Origin of the sequence: Halothiobacillus sp. (assembly GCF_028710545.1) — a bacterium.
Classification (GTDB): Bacteria; Pseudomonadota; Gammaproteobacteria; order Halothiobacillales; family Halothiobacillaceae; genus Halothiobacillus.
The window spans coordinates 1-23,723 of the sequence record NZ_JAQTTX010000020.1 but is presented as its reverse complement, the minus strand read 5'-3'; the positions used below and the strand labels follow the sequence as shown (position 1 = coordinate 23,723).

The window sequence follows — 23,723 nt, the reverse complement described above, 5'->3', positions numbered from 1 at the left end:
CTTGAAAAATTTTGATGCCACCCCAGAACTACACGGTATTCGCGTCGGCGACGACATTCAATGGCTTTATCTGATTTTGAGGATCACCGTATGACGGAACAATCCAAGCAACCCAACGAAGAAAACATGACCCAGGAAGAGAACCAGGGCATGAGTAAAGAAGAGCAAGCGGAACAGTCCGTTACGGCGGATGAAAACCTGGACCCTCGGGTTCTGGCAGAGAAACTGGCCGAGCGTGATCAGGAAATACTGCGTTTGCACGCCGAGATGGAAAACCTGCGCAAGCGCGTGGAGCGCGATATCGAGAATGCCCGGAAATTCGCTCTGGAGCGATTTGTAGATAGTCTGCTGCCGGTGATCGATTCTCTGGAAATGGGTATTCAGGCCAGCGAAAACGAACATGCTTCGCTGGAAAAAATCCGCGAAGGCAGCGAGATGACGCTCAATCTGTTCATGCAGACGATGGAAAAATTCGGCGTCCATCCGGTTCATCCGATTGGCGAGCGTTTCAACCCGGATCATCATCAGGCAATTTCCGTGCAGCCGCATGAAGGCCCTGCCGATCATGTGATCAGCGTGATGCAGAAAGGTTACCTGTTGCGTGATCGTTTGGTGCGCCCCGCCTTGGTGGTTGTGTCCAAAAATCAGTAAAGGGCTCTTGAAAACAGGCCAAATGACCGCAAATCAGGTTTCGTAACGCACCAAGTAATGATCAGGGTGCATTAACGAATCCGAACGAACACATTAAACCGGCCCCTAGCGGGCTTATGAGGGAGAACACAATGGGTAAGATTATTGGTATCGATTTAGGCACGACGAACTCTTGCGTTGCCATTATGGAAGGCAAGTCCGCCAAGGTGATCGAGAACGCCGAGGGCGCACGGACCACCCCGTCGGTTGTGGCTTATACCAACGATGGTGAAATCATTGTCGGTCAGCCGGCCAAACGCCAGGCTGTCACCAATCCGAAGAATACGCTGTTTGCTGTCAAGCGCTTGATCGGGCGTCGTTTCGATGAAGAAGCCGTGCAAAAAGACATCAAACTGATGCCGTACAAGATCGTGAAGGCCGACAACGGCGATGCCTGGGTCGAGGTCAACGGCAGGAAAATGGCGCCGCCGGAAATTTCCGCACGCGTACTGATGAAGATCAAAAAAGACGTCGAAGCCTATCTGGGTGAAGAAGTGACCGAGGCGGTCATCACCGTTCCCGCCTACTTCAACGACAGTCAGCGTCAGGCCACCAAGGACGCCGGCCGTATCGCCGGTCTGGATGTCAAGCGGATTATCAACGAACCGACTGCCGCTGCATTGGCCTACGGTATCGACAAGGCGGACAACAAAGACCGCAAGATCGCCGTGTATGATCTCGGCGGTGGTACGTTCGATATATCCATTATCGAAGTGGCCAACATCGATGGCGAGAAACAGTTCGAAGTGCTTTCGACCAACGGCGATACCTTCCTCGGCGGTGAGGATTTCGATAACCGTTTGATCGATTACCTCGTCGACGAATTCAAAAAAGAGCAGGGCGTGGATCTGCACAATGATCCGCTGGCCATGCAGCGTGTGAAGGAAGCGGCGGAAAAAGCCAAGATCGAGCTCTCCTCGACCGAACAGACCGACGTCAACCTGCCCTACGTCACGGCGGATGCCACCGGTCCGAAACACATGAATATCAAGATCACACGTGCCAAGCTCGAATCGCTGGTGGATGATCTCATTACTCGCACCATCGAACCGTGCAAGATGGCGATCAAGGATGCGGGCGTATCGCTCAGCGATATCGATGAAGTCATCCTGGTCGGCGGTCAGACCCGCATGCCCAAGGTGCGTGAAGCGGTGAAGAACTTCTTCGGCAAGGAACCGCGCAAGGATGTGAACCCGGATGAAGCGGTTGCCGTGGGCGCTGCCATTCAGGGTGGCGTGTTGTCTGGTAGCGTCAGCGACGTGCTGTTGCTCGATGTCACCCCGCTGTCCCTGGGTATCGAAACGATGGGCGGCGTGATGACCAAACTCATCGAGAAGAACACGACGATTCCGACCAAGGCGAGTCAGGTGTTCTCTACGGCAGATGACAACCAGACCGCGGTAACGGTGCATGTGCTTCAGGGTGAGCGTGAAATGGCATCCGGCAACAAATCGCTGGGTCGATTCGATCTGACCGACATTCCGCCGGCGCCACGGGGCATGCCGCAAATCGAAGTCACCTTCGACATCGATGCCAACGGTATTCTGAATGTCTCCGCAAAAGACAAGGGCACCGGCAAAGAGCAGAAGATCGTCATCAAGGCCAACTCGGGTCTTTCCGACGAAGAAGTTCAGCGCATGGTCGATGACGCCGCCGCGCACGCGGAAGAAGACAAGAAACTGCGCGCATTGGTTGACGTTCGCAACCAGGGCGATGGTTTGATTCATACGGTCGAGAAAACCATGAAGGAAACCGAAGGCCTGACCGATGCGGACAAGCAGCCGGCTACCGATGCGATTGCCGCTTTGCGCGAAGCGATGAAAGGCGACAACAAAGCTGAAATTGAAGCGAAAATCGAAGCGTTGACCCAGGTTTCTGCCACATTGATGCAGAAAGCTACGGCACAACCGCAGCAAGGCGGTGCAGAGACCGCCTCGGCCAAGGACGATGACGTGGTCGATGCCGAGTTCGAAGAAGTCAAAGACGACAAAAAATAAGCCGAGCATAAAGCCGTCTCTCGTTGGAGGACGGCTTTGTTACAGGCATTCAGTTTCAGATACGGCATGGTTGCGCGGTTTGCCCCACGCACTCCTGCCGTTTTAACTTTTGAGCAGATTATGGCGAAGCGTTGTTATTACGAAATTCTTGAAGTGGAACGCACGGTATCGGGCGATGAGCTGAAAAAGGCCTATCGTCGATTGGCTATGAAGTACCACCCGGATCGCAATCCCGATGACCCCTCTGCCGAAGAAAAATTCAAGGAAGCCAAGGAAGCATTCGAGACCTTGTCCGACCCGCAAAAGCGAGCGGCCTATGACCAGTTCGGCCATGCCGGCGTTAATGCAGGTATGGGCGGCGGTAGAGGCGGTTTTGGTGGCGGTGGCGCTGGCTTTGCGGATATCTTCGGCGAAGTGTTTGGTGATATTTTCGGTGGCGGCGGCGGTCGCTCACGCGCCTATCGTGGTGCCGATATGCAATATCACCTCAAGATTTCGCTGGAAGAGGCTGTTCGCGGCACGACGGTAGAAATCCAGATTCCAAGCACGGAACCCTGTGATGTCTGCCATGGCACGGGTGCGAAACCCGGCACAGGCAAAAAGACCTGTGGCACTTGCCATGGTGCCGGCGCGGTGCGTGTCCAACAGGGGTTTTTCTCGATCCAGCAAACCTGTCCGACCTGTGGCGGTTCAGGGGAAGTGATCGAGCATCCCTGCGAAGCCTGTCATGGCGCGGGTCGGGTAGAAACGCAAAAGACCCTGTCGATCAAGATTCCTGCAGGCGTCGATACCGGTGATCGTTTGCGGCACGCTGGTGAAGGTGGTCCCGGTGAGCAGGGTGGTCCGGCAGGTGATCTGTATGTTTTGATTGAAGTCAAACCACACCCGATCTTCCAGCGTCAGGATGCCGATCTGCTCTGTGACATGCCGATCAGCTTCGTGACAGCCGCCTTGGGTGGCGAGATTGAAGTGCCGACACTCGATGGCCGCATTGCGCTCAAGATCCCGGCCGAAACCCAGACGGGCAAGGTGTTCCGTTTGCGTGGCAAAGGGGTGCAACCGGTGCGCGGCGGTGCCAAGGGCGACCTGCTCGTGACTGTCCATGTCGAAACACCGGTCAAGCTCACCAACGAACAGAAGGAACTTTTGCTGGCATTCGAGCGTTCACTGATCGGTGAGCAGGGCGGGGAGATTCCTGCTCAGCATCGTCCGCGTGAGCGTTCGTGGCTGGATTCGGTTAAAAGTTTTTTTGACGATTTGCGTGGCGAGTAGGTGGCCGGATAACTTGTCGGTGTGTGGTTGATGTTCAACAGGAGACAGGAAATGACAGGCAAGACAAAAAACGGGTTGATCTTCGGTTTGATGATCAGCGGCTTGCTGTTCGTGCCATTGGCCGAGGCGGCTCAAGGATTGTATTCTATGAAGGCGCTCATGGATGCGCCCGTGTACGCCGAGGGCCATTCGAAATCGATCGGTGAAGTCGACAACGTCATCGTCGATGAACAGATGAAAATCACGGGGATTGTGATTGATGTTGATGACTCCGCTTCTTCGATGGACGGCAAGAAACTGTTCGTGCAAACGGGGTTATTCCGGTTGAAAACCGAGCGGGATACGCAGCTCGATGATGTGCGCTACAAGGTGTACTTAAACGAATCGGTTGCGGGCATGACGCACTACCCCGTGGTGGATAACAGTTGGTGGCAAACAGCGAAGCAGGCGGCATCGGTGGTATGGGAAAAGACCAAATCCACCGCCAGAAGTGCCTGGGATGCGACCAAGGAAGCCACACGAAATGTCCTCGACACGATTCGGGAAAAAACCCAGTAGGTCGATAACATTTCTGTTTTGCGGCCGTGGGCGTGGTTTTAACCGTTTTTTCTCAAAAAACAGGACTTTGAACGATGTTCAAGGTTAGGTGTTTGCCGGATAAATTTGACTTCCGGCAAGAACCTTTTTATATTCCGCATCCCGCATTCAACGATAAAAGAAAAACGGGCCCCAGTCGGGGCTTTTTTATTTTGTAACATTTAGAGAAAAATCGGCTGTGCAGAAAATTCCGGAATCCATTGAAACCTTATTGCAACCTGTTGTTGAGGCAGCCGGTTGTGTTTGGGTGGGCGGTGAGTTCCGCGGTGGCCCGGATGGTTTGTTGCGGGTATACATTGATACCGAAGCGGGTGTGACGCTGGATGATTGCACGAAAGTCAGCGATGCCCTAAGTGGCGTGCTTGATGTTGAAGACCCGTTCCCGGGCTTCTACCGGCTTGAGGTATCCTCGCCGGGCGTTGAGCGTCCGATGTTCCGCGCCAGCGATTTTGCCCTGTTTATCGGCCAGAAGGTGCGTGTGCGCCTTCACCGGCCACTGGCTCAGCGCCGTCGTTTCGAAGGTATCGTCACGGCGGTTGAAGGCGAGCAGATCAGCCTGTCCATCGACGGTGATGAGGATGTGTTCACCTTCCCGTATGCGGAAGTTGAGCGAGCCAATCTGGTTTTTGAATTCGGCGGTCAAAAAAATGATCGCCAAGCACGTCGCTCTGCGAAGTAACTCAAGGGAATATCCACCATTATGAGCAAAGAGATTCTTTTTGTAGCCGATGCGGTTTCAAACGAAAAAGGGGTTGATCGCGAAGTCATTTTCGAGGCGATCGAGGCCGCACTTGCCCAGGCAGCCCGCAAACGTCATGGCGGCGACATCGATACACGTGTGCAAATCGACCGGGATACGGGCGAGTACCGCACCTTCCGTCGTTGGCAGGTTGTCGAAGGTGAATCTTCCGAATTTCCCGAGCGGGAAATGATTCTCGAAGCGGCGCAGATGGATGATCCCGATATCAAGGTGGGTGATTTCGTCGAGGAAGAAATTGAATCCGTCGAATTCGGCCGTATCGCGGCGCAGGCCGCCAAGCAAGTCATCGTGCAGAAAGTGCGCGAGGCAGAACGCCGCCAGATCGTCGACGCCTATATCGACCGCAAGGGCAGCCTGATCATGGGCTTGATCAAGCGGATTGACCGTGGGAATGTCATCCTGGATTTGGGTGGCAATGTTGAAGCCCTGATCCCTCGGGATGAAATGATCGGTCGTGAAGCCGTGCGTCCTGGCGATCGTCTGCGCGGTTATCTGATGGATGTGCGTCATGAGCCCCGTGGCCCGCAGCTATTCGTCAGCCGCACCGCGCCGGAGTTCCTGATTGAGTTGTTCAAGCTGGAAGTGCCGGAAATCGAACAGGGGCTGATCGAAATCAAGGGTGCTGCCCGCGACCCGGGTCTGCGTGCCAAGATTGCGGTCGAATCACGCGATAGCCGGATCGATCCGGTCGGTACCTGCGTCGGCATGCGCGGTTCGCGTGTCCAGTCGGTTACCAACGAGCTCAACGGTGAACGCGTTGATATCATCATCTGGGATAGCAACCCGGCTCAGTTCGTCATCAACGCCATGTCGCCGGCAGAAGTCGTGTCGATCGTGGTGGATGAAGATCGCCACAGCATGGACGTTGCCGTCACGGAAGAAAAACTCTCCCAGGCGATCGGCCGTGGCGGTCAGAATGTGCGACTGGCGAGCCAGTTGACCGGATGGCACCTGAATGTGATGGGCGAGGAAGAAGCGGTCGCGAAGGTAGAAACCGAAACACGTCGCGCCACCGAATCGTTCATGCGGGATCTGGACGTCGATGAGGATGTGGCCGCCGTACTGGTCGAGGCGGGTTTCTCCTCGCTGGAAGAAATTGCTTATGTGCCGACCGCAGAGCTGCTGGATGTCGAAGGTTTTGATGAGGATATCGTCAAGGAACTCCGTAACCGCGCGCGCGATGCGCTGCTGGTTCAGGCCATTTCTGACGACGCGGGTGAATCGACGGAAGAACTCGATATCGCCAAGTTGGAAGGCATGACGCCCGAACTGCTCGCCACATTGAATGCGGCTGGAGTTCACACATCAGATGATCTGGCCGAGTTGTCAATCGACGAGATGACCGCATTTGAAGGTGTGGATGAGGCTTTGGCTCATCAATTGATTATGGCGGCGCGTGCGCCGTGGTTTGCCTGATCGTTCAGCCCTGAAGATCAGGAAATTAGTTTGCGCTGTACCGATTTTGTCATTGGTAGCGAATAGGCTCTGTTCCAGTCGCGTACGCGCAGTTGGTATTGAATTTTGATTTAGAGACGACCATAGGAGACCCCATGTCCGAGGTCACGGTTAAAGATTTAGCGAAAACAGTTGGTTCCACCCCAGAGCGTCTGCTTGTGCAGTTAGCCGAGGCTGGTGTGAAAGCCAGTTCGGCCGATTCCCTGATCGGCGATGGCGATAAAATGAAGCTATTGGCCCATCTGCGGCAACATTCAGCCAAGGATGCCGGTGAAGCCAAACCCAATCGCATCACCTTGCAACGTAAGAAGCAGGAAGAAATCAAGGTCGGCGGAGGAGCCGCCCGCGGCAAGACAGTTGCAGTCGAGTATCGCAGCCGTAAAACCTATGTTGCCCGTGAGGCAGTTCCCGCGCAGCCGGTCGAAGAAAAACCGCCAGTGGTAGAACATGAAGCCACGGCGGTATCTGCACCGGAGCCGGTTGTCGAGCCACGCGTAGAAACGTCACCCGCCACGACGGGTGTTTCGTCTGAAACGCTCAAGACAGAGTCTGCGACAGATCAAGCCGGCGCAGAAAAGCCGGCGATCGAAAATCCAGCGGATGAAGCTGCGCCGGTTAAAAAGGAAGAGGCGCCAGCACAAAGCGCCGCACCTGTGGCGGCAGAACCATTTGATACGGTCCTCGAAGATTCGTCAGATGAGAAATCTGTGCCCGATGTTCTGCCGCAAGCCATCGATGAGCTGACAGGGCGGCCTAAGTCACGTTTGCGCATTATTGCCATGCCTACCGCCGAACCCGAGATTGCGCCGACCGACAGTCGGCCGGCTCCTGCCAAAACGGCTGCCGAAGAAGAGTCAGCGCGCAAGAAGGGTGCCAAGCACAGTGGTAAGGGGCGCCATGAGCGTGAAGTCAAATCCGGCCGTTCAGAATTGCATCTGGGCGCAGGCGCGGACGAGCGGCGCGCCAAGCGAGGTCGCAAGTCGTCGGGTCGTGGTGGCGTTGCCAGCAAGCAGACCAGTAACTTTGAAAAGCCAGTGGCCCCCGTCATCCGTGATGTAACGATTCCGGAAACCATTTCCGTATCCGATCTGGCGCAGAAGATGTCGGTCAAAGGTGTGGACGTTGTCAAGACACTCTTCAGCATGGGTGTGATGGCGACGATCAATCAGATGATCGATCAGGACACCGCTGTTCTGGTTGTTGAAGAAATGGGCCATACGCCGATTCCGGTTTCCGATTCCACGCTGGAAGCAGAACTGGATGAAGCGATCGAGCAGGGTGTTGCGCTGCCGCGTCCGCCGGTGGTTACCGTTATGGGTCACGTTGACCACGGTAAAACCTCATTGCTGGATTACATCCGTCGGGCAAAAGTCACGGCAGGTGAGGCCGGTGGCATTACCCAGCATGTGGGTGCCTATCATGTCAAAACCAGCCGTGGTGTGATCACGTTCCTCGATACACCCGGTCACGAAGCCTTTACTGCCATGCGCGCCCGTGGCGCCAGCGTTACCGATCTGGTGATTCTCGTCGTTGCTGCCGATGATGGCGTGATGCCGCAAACCAAGGAAGCCGTACAACATGCGCGTGCCGCAGGCGTGCCGATCGTGGTCGCCATCAACAAGATCGATAAGCCAAACATCGATCTTGAGCGGGTGCGTAGTGAACTGTCCCAATTGGAAGTGATTTCGGAAGAATGGGGCGGTGACACACAATTCGTTCCGGTATCGGCTAAAACCGGTGCCGGGATTGACCAGTTGCTGGATGCCATTCTGGTGCAGTCGGAAGTGCTTGAGCTCAAGGCGCCGGTAGAAGGTCATGCCAAGGGTACCGTGGTTGAATCTTCGCTTGAAAAAGGACGTGGCCCTGTTGCTACGGTCCTGGTTCGTAGCGGCACCCTCAACAAGGGTGATGTGGTGCTCGTCGGCTCGGAATACGGTCGCGTTCGCGCGATGCTCGACGAAAATGGCGCCCCCATCGAGTCCGCCGGTCCATCGATTCCAGTGGTCATCATCGGGCTCTCGGGCACACCTCAGGCCGGTGACGATCTCGTCGTGGTCGAGGATGAACGCAAGGCACGTGAAATTGCCCTGTTCCGCGCAGGAAAATACCGCGATAGTCGTTTGGCGACTCAGCAGTCCACCAAGCTGGAAAACCTGTTCGATCAGATGAAAGAAGGTGAAGTTTCTACCCTGAACGTCCTGGTCAAGGCCGACGTACAGGGTTCTGCCGAAGCGATTCGGGACAGCCTGAACAAGTTGTCGACCGATGAAGTCAAGGTCAATGTGTTGATGAGCAGTGTCGGCGGTATTACCGAGTCGGATGTGAATCTGGCGACAACCTCCAATGCGATCCTGATCGGCTTCAACGTCCGTGCCGAGGCTTCTGCACGCAAGCTTGCCCAGGCCCAGAATGTTGAAATCCGTTACTACAGCATCATCTACGAAATGATCGATGATGTCCGCCATGCCATGAGTGGTTTGTTGGGCACGGAAACGCAAGAGAAGATTGTTGGCTTGGCCGAAGTGCGTGACGTCTTCCGCTCGCCGAAGTTTGGCGCCATCGCGGGTTGTATGGTTACCGAAGGGGTTATCCGTCGTGGCAACCCGATTCGCGTGCTGCGTGACCACGTGGTGATTTACGAAGGTGAACTCGAGTCGCTTCGCCGCTTCAAGGACGACGCACAGGAAGTTCGTGCGGGCTTTGATTGCGGTATCGGTGTCAAGAACTATAACGACGTTCGCGTCGGCGACATGATCGAAGTGTTCGAGCGTGTCGAAGTTCAGCGCACCTTGTCGTAGTCAGCCATTTTTAGCCTGCCACTTTTGTGTGGCCGGTTTTTATTCAGAACAACAGGGCAGGCCAGATGCCACAAGGTTTTAGTCGTCATCAGCGCGTGGCGGAGCAGATCCGTCGCGAAATAGCTGATCTTTTGCGTGAAGAAATCCGCCAGGCCAACATCAGTTTGCTGACGGTGACCGATTGCGAGGTTACGCGCGATCTCAGTTATGCCAAGATTTTCTATAGTGTGCTGAATAGTTCAGAACGCGAACGGGCACAAGCATGGCTGGATTCGGCTGCGGGTTACCTGCGCACCGAGCTGGCTCATCGGATGCGTTTGCGCAGTGTGCCGCGTCTGACTTTCCAGTTCGATGCTTCCATCGAGCGCGGTATGCAGATGGATGCGCTTATTTCCGCCGTGCGCAAGCAGGATGATGAGCACGTTCAGGCCGACGATGCCGATGGCTCGCCTTCCGGAGACCAGGCGGATGGGAAGACATCATGAGTCGACGTCGTCGTGGTCGTGAAATCAATGGCATTTTGCTGCTGGATAAACCCATCGGGTTGAGTTCCAACCAGGCATTGCAGCGCGTCAAGCATTTGTTCCAGGCAGCGAAGGCCGGTCATACCGGTAGTTTGGACCCCGAAGCCACGGGCATGCTGCCTCTGTGTTTCGGTCACGCGACCCGGGTTTCCGGCTTGCTGCTGGATGCCGATAAAACCTACCGTGTCACCGGCCGTCTCGGTTTGCGTACCGAAACGGGGGATATGGAAGGTGCCGTGATCGAAGAGCGCCCTGTGCCCGAATTAACAGCCGAACAGATGGAAACCTATCTTGCGCCCTTTAGGGGCTTGGTCGAGCAAGTGCCCCCGATGTATTCGGCGCTGAAGGTTAATGGAAAGCGGCTATATGAGTTGGCGCGCGCCGGTGAGGTGGTTGAGCGCAAGGCGCGTTCGATCAACTTCTACCGTGTCGAGCTATTGAATTTCGATGGTCGGGATTTCGACCTGCTTGTTCATTCGAGCAAGGGTGCTTATATCCGCACCCTGATTGAAGACATTGGCGAGGCGGTTGGTTGTGGTGCGGTTGTAGCCAAGTTGCGCCGAATCGGTGTCGGCCCTTGGCTGACCGAGTGGCCAGAGGCTGCGGGCGATGCCCCGGCCCAATCCGCAACAATGTGGACACTCGATGAATTAATCAAACTCAACGAATCGGATGCGGAAATGGCGATAAAACATGCTATTCTGCCGACCGATTCGGCGTTGGAGCGTTATCCGGTGGTTCAACTGGATGCGGACAGCGCCTTTCATATTCGTCACGGTCATCCGGTGTTTGTGCCCAAAGCGCCACAAACCGGGTGGTTTTGTATTTACGGACCCGACGACCTCTTCCTGGGAATGGGGGAAGTGCTGGATGACGGACGAGTGGCACCGCGACGATTGTTTGCGGCGCTATAACGGTGAGGCAGGTCTAGACCATGCTTGCCACGCATCGGTAAAGGGCGCGGATTCGCTCTTGCCTGATGTTATTTTTAATCAACCTTTCCCAGGTGAAACAGGAGCAATCTCATGTCATTAACTACAGAACAGAAATCTCAGGTTGTCGCTGACTACAGCCGCGGCGCAAACGATACCGGTTCCCCGGAAGTACAGGTCGCGCTGCTGACCACCCGCATCGTGCACCTGACCGAGCACTTTGCCGAGCACAAGAAAGATCACCATTCCCGTCGCGGTTTGCTCAAGCTGGTCAACCAGCGTCGCAAACTGCTCGACTACCTGAAATCAAAAGATTTGGGTCGTTATCAGGAACTGATCAGTCGTTTGGGTCTGCGTAAGTAATCGGCTGGCGGCCTGTCGGACTTTAGGGAAATCGGCTGCAAATCCATCTGGACGGTGCATATTTCACCGCTTTTTTGGGCAATAGAACCCGCTATTACCCTGCAAAATCGGCAAAATCTGCCCTCGCCAAGCTTGATTTTCGCTGCGATTCCTAAAGTCAGACAGGCTGCCAGGGCGACGATATTGCGTCGTTCCGCCAGTGATTTTCATCCCGGACTTGTGCCGGGATTGTTTTATTTGAACCTCGAAAAATCCCTTCCATGGGGTTTTTCGAGGACGTTAATTGCGGGGAACCCGAAATTAACTCACGCCATTTCAATCGCTTATGCGATTGGGCGGCGCCCCATTCATGGGGCGCACGGGCACCTCGAAAGTTTTTCGAGGTGCCCTTACGTGGGTGCCGACGGCATCCATTTTCGATTTTGAAATAAGAAAAGGGGATGCCTGTGGCCGTTTTTACCGAACAATTTGATTATGGACGTCATTGCGTCACCTTGACCACGGGCGAAATTGCCCGCCAGGCTTCTGGCGCGGTGATGGTGCAGATGGGTGATACGGTGGTGCTGGTGACCGCCGTTGTCGAGAGCGCACCTGAGCCCGGGCAGGACTTTCTGCCGCTGACCGTCGAGTATCAGGAAAAGTTTTACGCGGCCGGCCGTATTCCCGGTGGGTTCTTCAAGCGCGAAGGGCGTTCCACCGAAGCGGAAACCCTGATTGCCCGATTGATCGATCGCCCGTTGCGCCCCCTGTTTCCCAAGGGTTTCTATAATCAGGTTCAGGTGATTGCCCAGGTTTTATCACTCGATCCCGAAGTACCCGGCGACATTCCCGCCATGCTCGGTGCCTCAGCCGCGCTGGCCTTGTCTGGTCTGCCCTTTGATGCGCAGCTGGGCGCGGCACGCGTCGGTTATATCCATGATGCGTTCGTGTTGAACCCAACGCAGACCGAAATGGCCGATTCCCGGCTTGAACTCGTGGTGGCGGGTACCGAAGATGCCGTGCTCATGGTCGAATCCGAAGCGGATCGCTTGCCCGAAGCCACGATGCTTGATGCGGTCATGTTCGGTCATGAGGCCGCGCAGTTGGCGATTGCGGCGATTCGCCGTCTTGCCGCCAATGCTGCCCGTCCGGCCATGGCCTGGGCACCGCCGGTTGAGCATCCAGAATTAGAAGCCAAAATCCGTGCGGCATTTGGTGATTCGATTGCCGAGACGTATCAAATCGCTGAAAAACAGCAACGCTACCAGCGCTTGAATGAATTGCGCGAAGAAGCCATTGCCCAGTTTGCGGATGATGTTACCGTGCCTGCGAAGTTGGTCTCCAATCTGCTTGAATCTTTGGAATCATCTGTTGTGCGCGGTCGCGTTCTGGATGGCGCGGCGCGCATCGATGGTCGCGACACCAAAACCATCCGTCCGATTACCGTACGAACCGGTGTGCTGCCCCGTGTTCACGGCTCGGCGCTCTTTACCCGTGGTGAAACGCAGGCATTGGTTGTGACGACGCTCGGGTCGGCACGCGATGCACAATTGATCGATGCGGTGGTGGGCGAGTACAAGGAATCATTCATCTTCCATTACAACTTCCCGCCCTATAGCGTCGGTGAAACCGGCCGCTTCGGCGCACCCAAACGACGCGAAATCGGCCATGGCAATCTGGCTCGTCGCGGGGTCAAGGCCGTCATCCCCAATCCGGAAAATTCTCCGTACACGCTGCGCGTGGTGTCGGAAATCACCGAGTCCAATGGCTCAAGTTCCATGGCCAGCGTATGTGGCGCTTCCCTGTCGATGATGGATGCCGGTGTGGAAATCGCGGCGCCGGTGGCCGGCATCGCCATGGGGCTGATCAAGGAAGGCGATCGCTTTGTCGTGCTTTCCGATATCCTCGGTGATGAAGATCATCTTGGTGATATGGACTTCAAGGTGGCAGGCACCGCCGATGGGGTTACCGCCCTGCAAATGGACATCAAGATCAACGGCATCACCCGTGAAATCATGAGTCAGGCGCTCGATCAGGCCAAGAGTGGGCGTCTGCACATTCTGGGGATCATGAACGCGGCCCTTGCCGCACCGCGCAAGAGCGTTGCCCCGAACGCGCCCCAATTCATCAAGTTCAAGATCAACCCGGACAAAATCCGGGAGGTGATTGGCAAGGGTGGTGCGACGATTCAGGGAATTACCCGCGATACCCATACACAGATCGATATTTCAGACGATGGCCAGATCACCATCACGGCGACATCCGCCGAGCAGGGCGAGGAAGCGCGTCGACGCGTCGAGCAAATCACGGTCGAGGCTGAAGTTGGCAAGATTTATGAAGGCAAAGTGGTGCGAATCACCGATTTCGGCGCTTTTGTGAATATTTTGCCGGGTAAGGATGGCCTGCTGCACATCTCGCAAATCAGTGACGAGCGCGTCGAGCGTGTCACCGACAAGCTTCAGGAAGGTGATTCCGTTCGTGTACTTTTGCTCGAATTGGATAAACAAGGTCGTATGCGCCTGACCATGAGGGGGCTGGATGCCCCGCTGACTGAATAAGTTCTTACGTGATCTGCGGGTTTTCCCGCTTTTCCGGGGGGCAAACTTGTTTTGTCGGAGAAAGCTCAAGCTTGTCACTATTTTCGACTAGCTTGCGGTGGCGTTTTTCGCTTTAATGGGCGGGGTGTCTTTTGTTTATGTAAAGCGACGAGGCTATTTGCCCAATCTGTAAGGAAACACTGATGACATCCACGCCCATGCTGATCCAACACATCCGCTTGGCTCGCCAGCCGATCGTAGACCGGGAATTGAATACCATCGGTTACGAGCTGCTCTACCGTGCGCAGGACGCAGACCAAACAGCCCGTATCAGTAATTCCAACCAGGCCACTGCCTCGGTGGTGATCAACGCTTTAACGGAAATCGGCTTGGATGTGCTGGTGGGTACCCATCAGGCATTCATCAATGTGCCGCTTAAGTTGCTGTTCAATGATGTCCTTAAAGGCATTATGGCGCGCCAGTTGGTATTGGAAATATTGGAAACGGTCGAATGCAATGAATTGACCGCCGAAGCGATGGCTACGTTAAAACAACTCGGTTTTCGTGTGGCGCTGGATGATTTTCCGGTAGACAACATCGGCCAGCCTTGTGTCAAAAGTGCGCATTACGTCAAGCTGGATGTATTGTCCGACGGCGTCGAAAAAATCGTAAAAGTAGTCCAGCGTGCGCACGAGGCAGGTCTTAAGGTCATCGCTGAAAAGGTTGAGGAATGGAGCGATTACGAGACACTCAAAGCCGCGGGTGTTGACTACTTCCAGGGGCATTTCTTTTCCCGGCCGGAAATGATCGTTCGTCAGACTATCCGGGCAAACAAGGCCCACCTGCTCAGTATGTTGATCCTGCTTCAAGACGAAAATGTCACTCTGGACGCGATTGCCGAGAAGATCAATACCGATTTGGGGCTGACTTACCGCTTGTTGCGGTTGGTCAACTCGGCGGCCATCGGCATGCGGCGCAAGGTTGAATCTGTGCCTGATGCTGTTCGCATGCTGGGCATCAATACCATTAGAAGCATGGTTTACCTTTCGGCGTTGACGGGCGTGGCAGGGAAACCGTCGGCTTTGATCACCACCGCAATGGTTCGAGCCCGATTCGCAGAATTACTCAGCAAAAAGACAGGATTAGGCAACCCCTCGTCGGCATTCATGGTGGGTTTGTTCTCGACTTTGGATGCTTTTTACGACCAGCCTATCGAGCAGATAGTCGGCGAATTGCCGCTCTCTGACAGCATTACGGAGGCTCTGGTGAGCCGAAAGGGTGTGCTCGGAGAGATACTGGAATATCTCGTATTCTATGAGCGTGGCATGTGGCTTGATGGCGATGAAATGACCGACAAGTTGAATGCCTGTGCGCCTGAACTGTATGTTGAAGCCGTCAACTGGGCAGAAAAGATCGCTTGAGTTGAATTAGCGGGGCAGTTGAAAAGCCGCCGCCGCCGGTGTGTTCGGGCACGATGCCTAACTTCCTGCGGTCGCCGTCTAAAAGCGCCCGCAATCCGGGTTGATGTATTGCAGCATCTGCAAGTGCTGCTGATTCATCCGGCGCGTGATCTCCCGGATGCTGTATACGATGGCCCGCATGACCTTGTAAACGATGATGGGATTGTCTATCAAAAGTGCCTCAAGGCGCGCCCGTTCGATCGTCAGGACAACGGCATCACCCACCGCGCGCAAAGTCGCACTATGCGGCGCACCATCCAGAAATCCAGACTCGCCCGCCAGTTCACCTTGGCCCAGCAAATGCAGTGTATCGCTGAACCCCCGACCCGTATCCCGGCTCACGGCAAAGCGGCCTGACATGATGACGAATAAGGTATTGTTGCTTGAGCCTTCTGCAAAGAGCAACTGGCCATTGGGGATGGTCTGTTGCTCACAAATAGCGGCCAGCGTCTGGCATTGTTCAGCCGTCAGTTCACGGCCGATAATGGTGTCTTGCAGGTTTCTGCCTTCGATGGTCATTCTGAAGTTCCGAGCAGTAAAAGTTTGATTATACCCGTCCGCGGACGGGTCTTTTGATTGTGCGTTATTTTTGAGTTATGAATCAAGGCCGCAAATTGGAAGAAAAGAGAATCTGGGTTGATTGATCATACGCTCAAGAGTTTTTTTGTAGCCCAGTAACACGAATACCAGGGCCAAACTGGTATTCGTGCGCGTGCTTTCGCCGGTGTGTCGCTCAATGTGATCGAGTCGTTAACCGGCGAGAGTAAGCTTAGGGAAGCGCTGATTTATTCAGTGCGTCCCGCTTGGGGCAGGATGCCCCAACACGAACAAAGACGTAAGTCTTTGATTCGTGAGTGCCATCGCGGGCGTGTACCGCGATGAGCGCGCTGATTTATTCCAAGGATGGAATAAATCAGCATTTACTTAGGGTTTGGTTGCTGGCGCAGGTTCTGCGGCAGGTTTGGGTGCCTCTGCCGGTTTCACTTCAGGAGTGTTGGGAACAGACATGATTTCAATTTTGGCTTTTGCACGCAATTTTTTGATCAGATCTTCAATGGCCGCACGACGGTATTGGGTTTCAAGTTGTGGCTTGAGTTCCGCAAATGTCGGTGGTTGTGCCACGCGCGTGTCTTCCAATTTGATGACATGCCAGCCGAATTGTGATTTGACCGGCTGCTGTGTGATCTCGCCTTTCTTGAGTTTTTCGACGGCTGCTGAAAACTCGGGCACCATTTGATCGGCATCAAACCAGCCGAGTTCACCGCCTTGTTTGGCGGAACCCGGATCCTGCGATTTTTCCTTGGCCAGTTGATCGAACGGCGTTCCGCTGTCGAGTTGCTTGATGATTGCGTCTGCTTCTTCCTTGGTTTTGACCAGGATGTGTGCTGCCTTGTATTGCGTAGTTTTTGGGTAGCCTTTGACGAACTGATCGTATTCGGGTTGGAGTTCTGCGTCGGTTACCTTCATTTTGCTGAGGTAATCAGACAGGTAATCGTTCGCCAGTTGATTGTCGACAGCATTTTGTATCTGCGCCTTGGTTTTGATCTGCTTATCCAGTCCTTCCTGACGCGCGGCACTGGCCAACAGACGGAGCTCGATCATACGTTGAAGCAAGTCTTGTTCAGGGATGTTTTTGGATTTGGGCAATGAGCTTTGAATAACCTTCAGGTTTTCTTCATACAAAGGCTGGCCATTGATGGTGGCGATGATCTTCCCGCTGGTTACCTTGGCCGAAGTATCCGCTGTGTTCATGGCGGGGTGCGTAGCGGCTTCATTGCCCAAAGGTGTTTTGGCTGCGCTGGTTGCTTGATCCGAGTTGCCTTGGCATCCAGCCAGACCGGCGAAAGCGAGCAGGGCGATTCCGGTTATGGCTAACGGTTTCATCCAGGTTGATTTTTGCATGGTGCGTTTTCCTTGAGTGTGTGTATGAAAATTAGTTGATAGCTTCAGCCGAGTTGCTCGGTGAGGCGGGGAATGTTTGCAGGTACGGATAAACCCGGATTTGGGCGTAGATGCCATTCAATACATAAGGGTCGGTGTCTGCCCAGGCACGCGCGCTGGCCTCATTCGGGAAATCGGCAATAATCAGGCTACCGCTGAAGCCGGAAATGTTCGGGTCCGCCTCAACCTTGTTCGGCAGTGGCCCCGCGGTGACCAGCCGGCCTTCGTTATAAAGCGCTTCGATCCGTTTGCGATGATCGGCCCGATGAGCCAGCCGCCCTGTCAGGCTGTCGGGGTGATCGATGGCGTGAATGACAAAATGCATAACAATATCTCTGCCTTGTAGCTCGTTATTGGTGGGTGGGATTTAGCGAATCTGATCCGTATCGTTGGCATTTTCAGCCACCACTTCCTCGGTGTTTTCTGCGTAGCGGGCAAGGTATATACCCTGCAAGATCATAAACACGAAGGTCATGCCCATCAAACCAAAGAGCTTGAAGTTGACCCAGGCATCCTGCGAAAAGTTGTATGCCACATAAATATTCGCCACACCCGAGATGATGAAGAACAAGACCCAAGCCCAGTTCACCCGTCGCCAGATCGGGTGCGGCACGGTCAGTACGTGTTCCATCATGCGCTGCACCAGAGGCTTGCTGCCCATGAAGGCGCTGCCCGCAAAGGCGAGTGCAAAGAGCCAGTTCAGGATGGTGGGTTTCCACATGATAAAGAGCGGGTCATGCAGAATCAGTGTCATGCCGCCGAACAGCAGGATCAGGCCCGCGGAAATCCAGTGCATGTTTTCTACTTTCTTTTTAACGAACCAGCCATAGCTGATCTGTATCGTGGCGGCGATCATGGCGACACCAGTGGCCACATAAATACCGCCTACCTTGTAGGCTGCGAAAAACAAGAGGATCGGGAAGAAATCGTATAAAAACTTCATGAGGTAATTCGGAGTACACTAAAAAGCGGATTGTTCGAAATCCAAGACGGCCATCTTAAATCAGATTTGCCGCAAAATTGTTGCCGGTTAGGTGTTTTTCCTGCCGGTTGGTTCCCCAATAAAAATATCAACATCAGATTCAAAAGATTATGAGCGTTCTTCTCGAAGTCCACCCTGAGTCCCCACAACCCCGATTGGTCGCTCAGATCGTCGAAGCTTTGGCCGATGGTTCGGTCGTCGTTTTGCCCACCGATTCCGGTTATGCTCTGGCCTGTCGGCTGGAGGACAAGACGGCCCTGGCCAAAATCGCGCAGATTCGTCGTGACAACGAGCCGCATCATATGACGCTGTTGTGTCGGGATCTGTCTGAAATCAGTACCTATGCCAAGCTCGACAATCAGCATTACCGTTTTCTGAAAACGCACACGCCGGGGCCGTATACGTTCATCCTGGAAGCGACGAGCGAAGTGCCCCGACGTCTGCTGCACGCAAAGAAACGTTCGATCGGTTTGCGTGTGCCGCAAAATACGGTGTTACGCTCGGTTCTTGAGGAATTGGCAGCCCCCATTCTGAGCGCGTCACTGGTTTTGCCCGATCACAATGAACCGCTGGAAGACCCGGCACTCTTCCCGCGTGCGGTGGAGCGCCAGGTCGACATAATCGTCAGTACGGGTTTTCTTGCACAGAACCCATCGAGCGTCATCGATATGACGGGCACTGAATTCGTGCTCGTGCGGGAAGGCCTGGGCGGCATCCCGCCAGAACTTGAGGATTGATCGTGCTGGAACTCACACTCATTCAGAAAATCGCCATCGGTATTCTGCCCATCCTGCTGGCAGTGACCGTGCACGAAGCCGCCCATGCCTTTGCCGCCAACTATCTGGGCGATGGCACGGCCAAGTTTCTCGGGCGGATGACGTTGAACCCCCTCAAGCATATCGACCCGATCGGTACGATTGTTGTGCCTCTGGCGATGTTTATTCTCACCTCGTTTGTATTCGGCTGGGCAAAGCCCGTGCCGATCAATACGAAGAACTTCAAGGATCCTCGGCGAGACATGGCGCTGGTGGCGATTGCGGGCCCCGCTTCGAATATGCTGATGGCATTCGCGTGGGCCGGACTGACTGCGGTCGGCGTGTCCGGTTTAGCGAGCGGCGCCTGGTATGCCGAACCCTTGGCGTTGATGGGGCAGATCGGGATTTTCGTTAATATTCTGTTGGCCGTGTTCAATCTGCTGCCCTTGCCGCCGCTCGATGGTGGGCGTGTTCTTGTCGCCTTGTTACCGCCACAAGCGGCCAACAAGGTCTCCATGCTTGAGCCATGGGGCTTTCCCATTTTGCTCCTGCTCCTATTCACCGGAGCGCTGTCGTACGTTATTTCGCCGATTCTGCTTGCCCTGCTGAACTGGTTTAACGGCTTGGTTCATCTGCTCTAATCGCCGGATCAATCAAAAGTGGTTGCAGAGATACAGGTGAAAATCGGCGGGCAGCCACTCACGCAACTGCCCCTGGATCTGTATATCCCGCCTGATGCGCTTTCGGTATTGCTGGCGCAATTCGAAGGCCCGCTCGACCTGTTGCTCTATCTGATTCGTAAGCAAAACCTCGACATCCTTGCAATTCCTGTCGCCGAGGTGACGCGGCAATACCTGACCTATCTCGATCTGATGCAATCGCTGAAAATCGAACTGGCGGCGGAGTACCTGCTCATGGCCGCCTGGCTTGCCGAGATCAAATCTCGATTGCTTCTCCCGACGCCACCGACAGAAGATGAAGAAGAATCAGAAGACCCACGCACTGCTCTGGTTGAACGCCTGCTGGCTTACGAGCGGCTGAACCACGCAGCCCGTTGGCTCGATGAGCTGCCGCGAGTGGATCGGGACTTTTTCCCGTTGACCATTGCCGCGACGCTGCCCCGTCACACCATCCTTGCGCCGGACATTTCCCTGTCGGACCTGGTGGCAGCGCTACGCGGCATGGTGCGACAGGGCGAGCTCACAGCGGCGCATGAAATTCGTCGCGAGACGCTGTCCGTTCGTGCCCGCATGACAGACATCCTTGATTTGATGCAGGCGGGAGACCCGGTGATGCTGGATCGTGTCTATCGGGCCGAGGAAGGGCGCGGTGGTATTGCCGTGAGTGTGGTCGCCGTGCTTGAGCTGGCCAAGGCCCACGCGATCGAATTTTCGCAGGATGCCCCCTTTTCGCCGATCCGGCTATTTGCGGTTTCATCGGAAGCCGATTTGAATGAGTGATCAGATAGGAATTTTGGCGATGCTCGCGGATAAAGCACTCATCGCACTGCTTTGATTGACGGGAGTGGCGGCGGCCTTGTTGGTCACAGAGGCGGTGCGCCGCAAAGGTGTTGAATCATCTCCCCAAGCTTCCCTTCTGCGGTCTGAGGCGCTAGAATACGCGCGCCTTGACATGACCTAGGTCGTGTACGAGGTAATTCACACGTTCAACGGTAAAACGATGCGGGGTGCTGCGGGAAGACGATAGGCCGCCCAAGGTTGCATTGGTTTGGTTGAACGGAGGCTCAACCCATAATTTGAAAAGGTTTAATATCATGGCATCAGTTAGCATGCGTCAAATGATCGAGGCGGGCGTCCATTTTGGTCACCAGACTCGTTACTGGAATCCGGGCATGGCGCCCTATATCTTCGGTCAGCGTAACCGCATCCACATTATCAATCTGGAAAAGACCGTTCCGATGTTCAACGATGCGTTGAACTTCATCAGTAAGGTAGTTGGTGGTGGCGGAACCATCATGTTCGTCGGTACCAAGCGCTCAGCTCGCGACACGATCGCCGAAGAAGCCACACGTTGTGGCATGCCTTACGTCAACCACCGTTGGTTGGGCGGCATGATGACCAACTACTCAACTGTACGCCAGTCGGTTCGTCGTCTTAAAACGCTGCAAACCATGGAACAAGATGGTTCGCTGGCAAAACTGAACAAGAAAGAAGCTCTGATGCTGACCCGTGAGCGCGAAAAGCTCGAGCGTTCACTCGGTGGTATTCAGGATATGGATCGTCTGCCGAATGCGCTGTTCGTCATTGACGTCGGCCATGAAAACATCGCAGTGATCGAAGCGAACAAGCTGGGTATTCCGGTTATCGGTATCGTGGATACCAACAGCAGCAGTAAAGGCATCGATTACGTTATCCCGGGTAATGATGATGCGATCCGTGCCATTCAGCTCTATGCACATGCAGTGGCTGAAACCGTACTGGAAGCGAAGGGCGCGTCGGCGATTGCTCCTTCAGATTTTGTTGAAGCGGTAGAAGAAGCCGATCAGGCCTGATTGACTGTTTGATCGGTGTGGTGTCGACCTTCGGCACCATCGCCTAACGAGCAGCGACAGAACGGGTCCTAGGTGACCCGTTATTGTTATCGAATGAATTTTAAAATTAAGAGGAAACGCTGATGACAACGATTAGTGCCAGCTTAGTTAAAGATCTGCGCGAGCGTACCGGCTCGGGCATGATGGAATGCAAGAAAGCCTTGGTTGAGACCGGTGGTGATATTGAAGCGGCCATCGAGTACATGCGTAAGAACGGCATGGCCAAAGCGGACAAGAAAGCCGGGCGTGTGGCTGCTGAGGGTCAGATTGGTGTAGCCGTTTCTGATGACGGTCATATTGCTGCCATGGTTGAAGTCAACTCCGAGACGGATTTCGTTGCCAAGAATCCGGATTTCGCCCGTTTCGTGCAAGAAGTTGCCGATCGTGTGTTGGCAGATAACCCTGCCGATATGGATGCCTTGATGGCGTTGCAGATTGACGGCCAAACCATTGAAGAGAAGCGCAAGGCGCTGGTCGCCAAATTGGGAGAAAACATTCAAGTGCGCCGTTTCGAGCGTTTCGAGACGACGGGCGTGGTTGGCGCCTATCGCCACGGTGAGCGTATCGGTGTATTGGTCGAACTTCAGGGTGGTGAAGTCGCTCTGGCTCGTGACATCGCAATGCATGTTGCTGCGACGCGGCCAATCTGCGTGAACGAATCTGATGTCGATGCTGATCTGGTGGCCAAGGAGCGCGAGATTTACATCGCTCAGGCGGCAGATAGCGGCAAACCGGCGGACATCATCGAAAAAATGGTGGACGGTCGTATTCGCAAGTTCCTGGCAGAAGTGGCGCTGGTTGGTCAGCCGTTCGTCAAGGAGCCCGATTTGACTGTTGGCAAGTTGCTGAAGAACAAAGGTGCTACCTGCGTCAGGTTTGCTCGTATCGAGGTGGGTGAGGGGATCGAAAAAGACACCACCGACTTCGCTGCCGAGGTGATGGCGCAAGTCAAAGGCGCCTGATACGGATTGAAAGGCCGGAGGTGACTCCGGTTTTTTTTGAGCCTGATAATGCGCTACAGGCTGGTGCGGAGGATTTGCAGCACCGGCGTGTGCCACCATTTTCCAATGTCTGTGCGATATTGGAAAATGGTGTCAATCGAAAGGCGTGCTTTTCGATTGTTCTGGTCTGAACGGTTGGGGATGAATCTGCACAGACCCTAGGGTACCTCGAAAAACCCCATCCTTGGGATTTTTCGAGGACGTTCGTCGCGGGAAACCCGCGACAAACTCACGCTATTTCAATCGCTTATGCGATTGCGCGGCACCACGTCCATGTGGTGCATGGGCACATCGAAAGGTTTTTCGAGGTGCCCCCTATTTGGATTTCCGATAAAACTCAAGAGGCCTACTATATGACTGACCCTGCCACGCCCAAATACAAACGCGTATTGCTGAAATTAAGCGGCGAGGCGTTGATGGGTGATAGCTCCTTTGGTATTGATCCTGCGGTTATCCATCGCCTGGCCGACGATATTCTGAGCTTGCGATCCATGGGTGTTGAGGTAGGGATTGTCGTCGGCGGCGGTAATATCTTCCGTGGCGAGGGCTTGGCCAAGGCCGGTATGGACCGGGTCACGGGTGATCAGATGGGGATGCTCGCGACGGTCATGAATGGTCTTGCCATGCAGGATGTGATCGAACAGCGGGGGCTGGAAGTGCGGGTAATGTCCGCCGTGTCCATCCCCTCCGTGTGTGAATCCTTCATCCGCCGCCGGGCGATTCGTCATCTTGAGAAGGGCCGGATCGTGATTCTTGTCGGTGGCACGGGCAATCCGTTCTTCACCACGGATTCCGGTGCGAGTTTGCGCGCCATCGAAATACAGGCCGATATCATGATTAAGGCGACGAAAGTCGACGGCGTGTATGACTCTGATCCCATGAAGAATCCAAATGCGCTCCGATTTGAGCACTTAACTTATAATCACGCCCTTGATCAGCGCCTGGCGGTCATGGATGCGACAGCCATCGTGCTTTGTCGCGACCAGAACATGCCGATGATGGTGATCGATATTCATGCCACGAATAACCTGGTGCGCGCTATTCAAGGTGAGCCTGTGGGCACGTTGGTGACAGCCGAGGAATTATTGAAATGATCGAAGATATCAGAAAAGATTGTGATGTGCGGATG

22 protein-coding genes are annotated in these 23,723 nt (G+C 54.6%); 18 read left to right on the top strand and 4 right to left on the bottom strand.

From position 1 onward, the window contains the following. Positions 1–90: 90 nt before the first annotated feature. The 12 genes from grpE (at position 91) to PHD44_RS05720 (ending at position 15,325) form a co-directional block, all read left to right on the top strand. Entirely contained in the window at positions 91–651 is a 561-nt protein-coding gene (gene grpE / locus PHD44_RS05775; protein WP_300189105.1) for a nucleotide exchange factor GrpE, read from the top strand. Positions 652–782: 131 nt separating this feature from the next. Then, on the top strand, positions 783–2,687 hold the full coding sequence (dnaK, locus tag PHD44_RS05770; RefSeq protein ID WP_300189102.1) for a molecular chaperone DnaK: 1,905 nt from the start codon (positions 783–785) through the stop codon (positions 2,685–2,687). Between the two features lie 120 nt (positions 2,688–2,807). After that, positions 2,808–3,959, top strand: coding sequence for a molecular chaperone DnaJ (dnaJ, locus tag PHD44_RS05765; RefSeq protein ID WP_300189100.1), 1,152 nt, complete (start codon positions 2,808–2,810; stop codon positions 3,957–3,959). Positions 3,960–4,010: 51 nt separating this feature from the next. After that, positions 4,011–4,517, top strand: a complete 507-nt coding sequence (locus PHD44_RS05760) for a hypothetical protein (protein WP_300189097.1) — start codon at positions 4,011–4,013, stop codon at positions 4,515–4,517. Positions 4,518–4,734: 217 nt separating this feature from the next. Beyond that, positions 4,735–5,235, top strand: coding sequence for a ribosome maturation factor RimP (gene rimP / locus PHD44_RS05755; RefSeq protein WP_300189094.1), 501 nt, complete (start codon positions 4,735–4,737; stop codon positions 5,233–5,235). 21 nt (positions 5,236–5,256) lie between these two features. Then, complete coding sequence (gene nusA, locus PHD44_RS05750; RefSeq protein ID WP_300189092.1) at positions 5,257–6,732, top strand: transcription termination factor NusA; 1,476 nt, start codon at positions 5,257–5,259, stop codon at positions 6,730–6,732. Positions 6,733–6,866: 134 nt separating this feature from the next. Beyond that, entirely contained in the window at positions 6,867–9,569 is a 2,703-nt protein-coding gene (infB, locus tag PHD44_RS05745; protein WP_300189091.1) for a translation initiation factor IF-2, read from the top strand. A 65-nt stretch (positions 9,570–9,634) separates the two neighbouring features. Further along, the gene (gene rbfA, locus PHD44_RS05740; RefSeq protein ID WP_300189088.1) at positions 9,635–10,054 is read left to right on the top strand and encodes a 30S ribosome-binding factor RbfA; all 420 of its coding nucleotides are present in this window, start codon (positions 9,635–9,637) and stop codon (positions 10,052–10,054) included. Next, a complete protein-coding gene (gene truB, locus PHD44_RS05735) occupies positions 10,051–11,007 on the top strand; it encodes a tRNA pseudouridine(55) synthase TruB (protein ID WP_300189085.1) in 957 nt (318 codons plus the stop codon). Before rbfA ends, truB begins: the two co-directional genes overlap by 4 nt. A 111-nt stretch (positions 11,008–11,118) precedes the next feature. Then, the gene (gene rpsO, locus PHD44_RS05730) at positions 11,119–11,388 is read left to right on the top strand and encodes a 30S ribosomal protein S15 (RefSeq protein ID WP_290680118.1); all 270 of its coding nucleotides are present in this window, start codon (positions 11,119–11,121) and stop codon (positions 11,386–11,388) included. A gap of 440 nt (positions 11,389–11,828) precedes the next feature. Further along, positions 11,829–13,925 carry a polyribonucleotide nucleotidyltransferase gene (gene pnp / locus PHD44_RS05725; protein ID WP_300189081.1) on the top strand — a complete coding sequence of 699 codons (2,097 nt, stop codon included), beginning with the start codon at positions 11,829–11,831 and terminating at the stop codon, positions 13,923–13,925. Between the two features lie 182 nt (positions 13,926–14,107). Then, positions 14,108–15,325, top strand: a complete 1,218-nt coding sequence (locus PHD44_RS05720) for an EAL and HDOD domain-containing protein (protein WP_300189079.1) — start codon at positions 14,108–14,110, stop codon at positions 15,323–15,325. Between the two features lie 78 nt (positions 15,326–15,403). Here PHD44_RS05720 and PHD44_RS05715 read toward each other — a convergent pair whose 3' ends face one another. From PHD44_RS05715 to PHD44_RS05700, 4 genes are all read right to left on the bottom strand, one after another. Next, positions 15,404–15,883 carry a Crp/Fnr family transcriptional regulator gene (locus tag PHD44_RS05715; protein WP_300189077.1) on the bottom strand — a complete coding sequence of 160 codons (480 nt, stop codon included), beginning with the start codon at positions 15,881–15,883 and terminating at the stop codon, positions 15,404–15,406. A gap of 405 nt (positions 15,884–16,288) precedes the next feature. Continuing rightward, a complete protein-coding gene (locus PHD44_RS05710; protein ID WP_300189074.1) occupies positions 16,289–17,266 on the bottom strand; it encodes a peptidylprolyl isomerase in 978 nt (325 codons plus the stop codon). Between the two features lie 31 nt (positions 17,267–17,297). Beyond that, the gene (locus tag PHD44_RS05705) at positions 17,298–17,630 is read right to left on the bottom strand and encodes a YciI family protein (RefSeq protein ID WP_300189071.1); all 333 of its coding nucleotides are present in this window, start codon (positions 17,628–17,630) and stop codon (positions 17,298–17,300) included. A 42-nt stretch (positions 17,631–17,672) separates the two neighbouring features. Continuing rightward, positions 17,673–18,248 (bottom strand): septation protein A, encoded by a 576-nt coding sequence (locus PHD44_RS05700; protein ID WP_300189068.1) that lies wholly within the window; start codon positions 18,246–18,248, stop codon positions 17,673–17,675. Positions 18,249–18,397: 149 nt separating this feature from the next. On the opposite strand from PHD44_RS05700, the gene PHD44_RS05695 reads away from it, so the two are divergent. The 6 genes from PHD44_RS05695 to pyrH all read left to right on the top strand — a co-directional run bounded on the left by PHD44_RS05695 (position 18,398) and on the right by pyrH (position 23,688). After that, positions 18,398–19,024, top strand: coding sequence for an L-threonylcarbamoyladenylate synthase (locus PHD44_RS05695; RefSeq protein WP_300189066.1), 627 nt, complete (start codon positions 18,398–18,400; stop codon positions 19,022–19,024). A gap of 2 nt (positions 19,025–19,026) precedes the next feature. After that, a complete protein-coding gene (locus PHD44_RS05690; RefSeq protein WP_300189063.1) occupies positions 19,027–19,683 on the top strand; it encodes a site-2 protease family protein in 657 nt (218 codons plus the stop codon). An 18-nt stretch (positions 19,684–19,701) separates the two neighbouring features. Further along, positions 19,702–20,502, top strand: coding sequence for a ScpA family protein (locus tag PHD44_RS05685; RefSeq protein WP_300189061.1), 801 nt, complete (start codon positions 19,702–19,704; stop codon positions 20,500–20,502). A gap of 314 nt (positions 20,503–20,816) precedes the next feature. Beyond that, positions 20,817–21,554, top strand: coding sequence for a 30S ribosomal protein S2 (rpsB, locus tag PHD44_RS05680; RefSeq protein WP_300189059.1), 738 nt, complete (start codon positions 20,817–20,819; stop codon positions 21,552–21,554). Between the two features lie 122 nt (positions 21,555–21,676). Continuing rightward, the gene (gene tsf, locus PHD44_RS05675) at positions 21,677–22,555 is read left to right on the top strand and encodes a translation elongation factor Ts (RefSeq protein WP_300189055.1); all 879 of its coding nucleotides are present in this window, start codon (positions 21,677–21,679) and stop codon (positions 22,553–22,555) included. A gap of 392 nt (positions 22,556–22,947) precedes the next feature. Beyond that, positions 22,948–23,688 carry a UMP kinase gene (gene pyrH / locus PHD44_RS05670; RefSeq protein ID WP_300189053.1) on the top strand — a complete coding sequence of 247 codons (741 nt, stop codon included), beginning with the start codon at positions 22,948–22,950 and terminating at the stop codon, positions 23,686–23,688. Positions 23,689–23,723 lie beyond the last annotated feature (35 nt).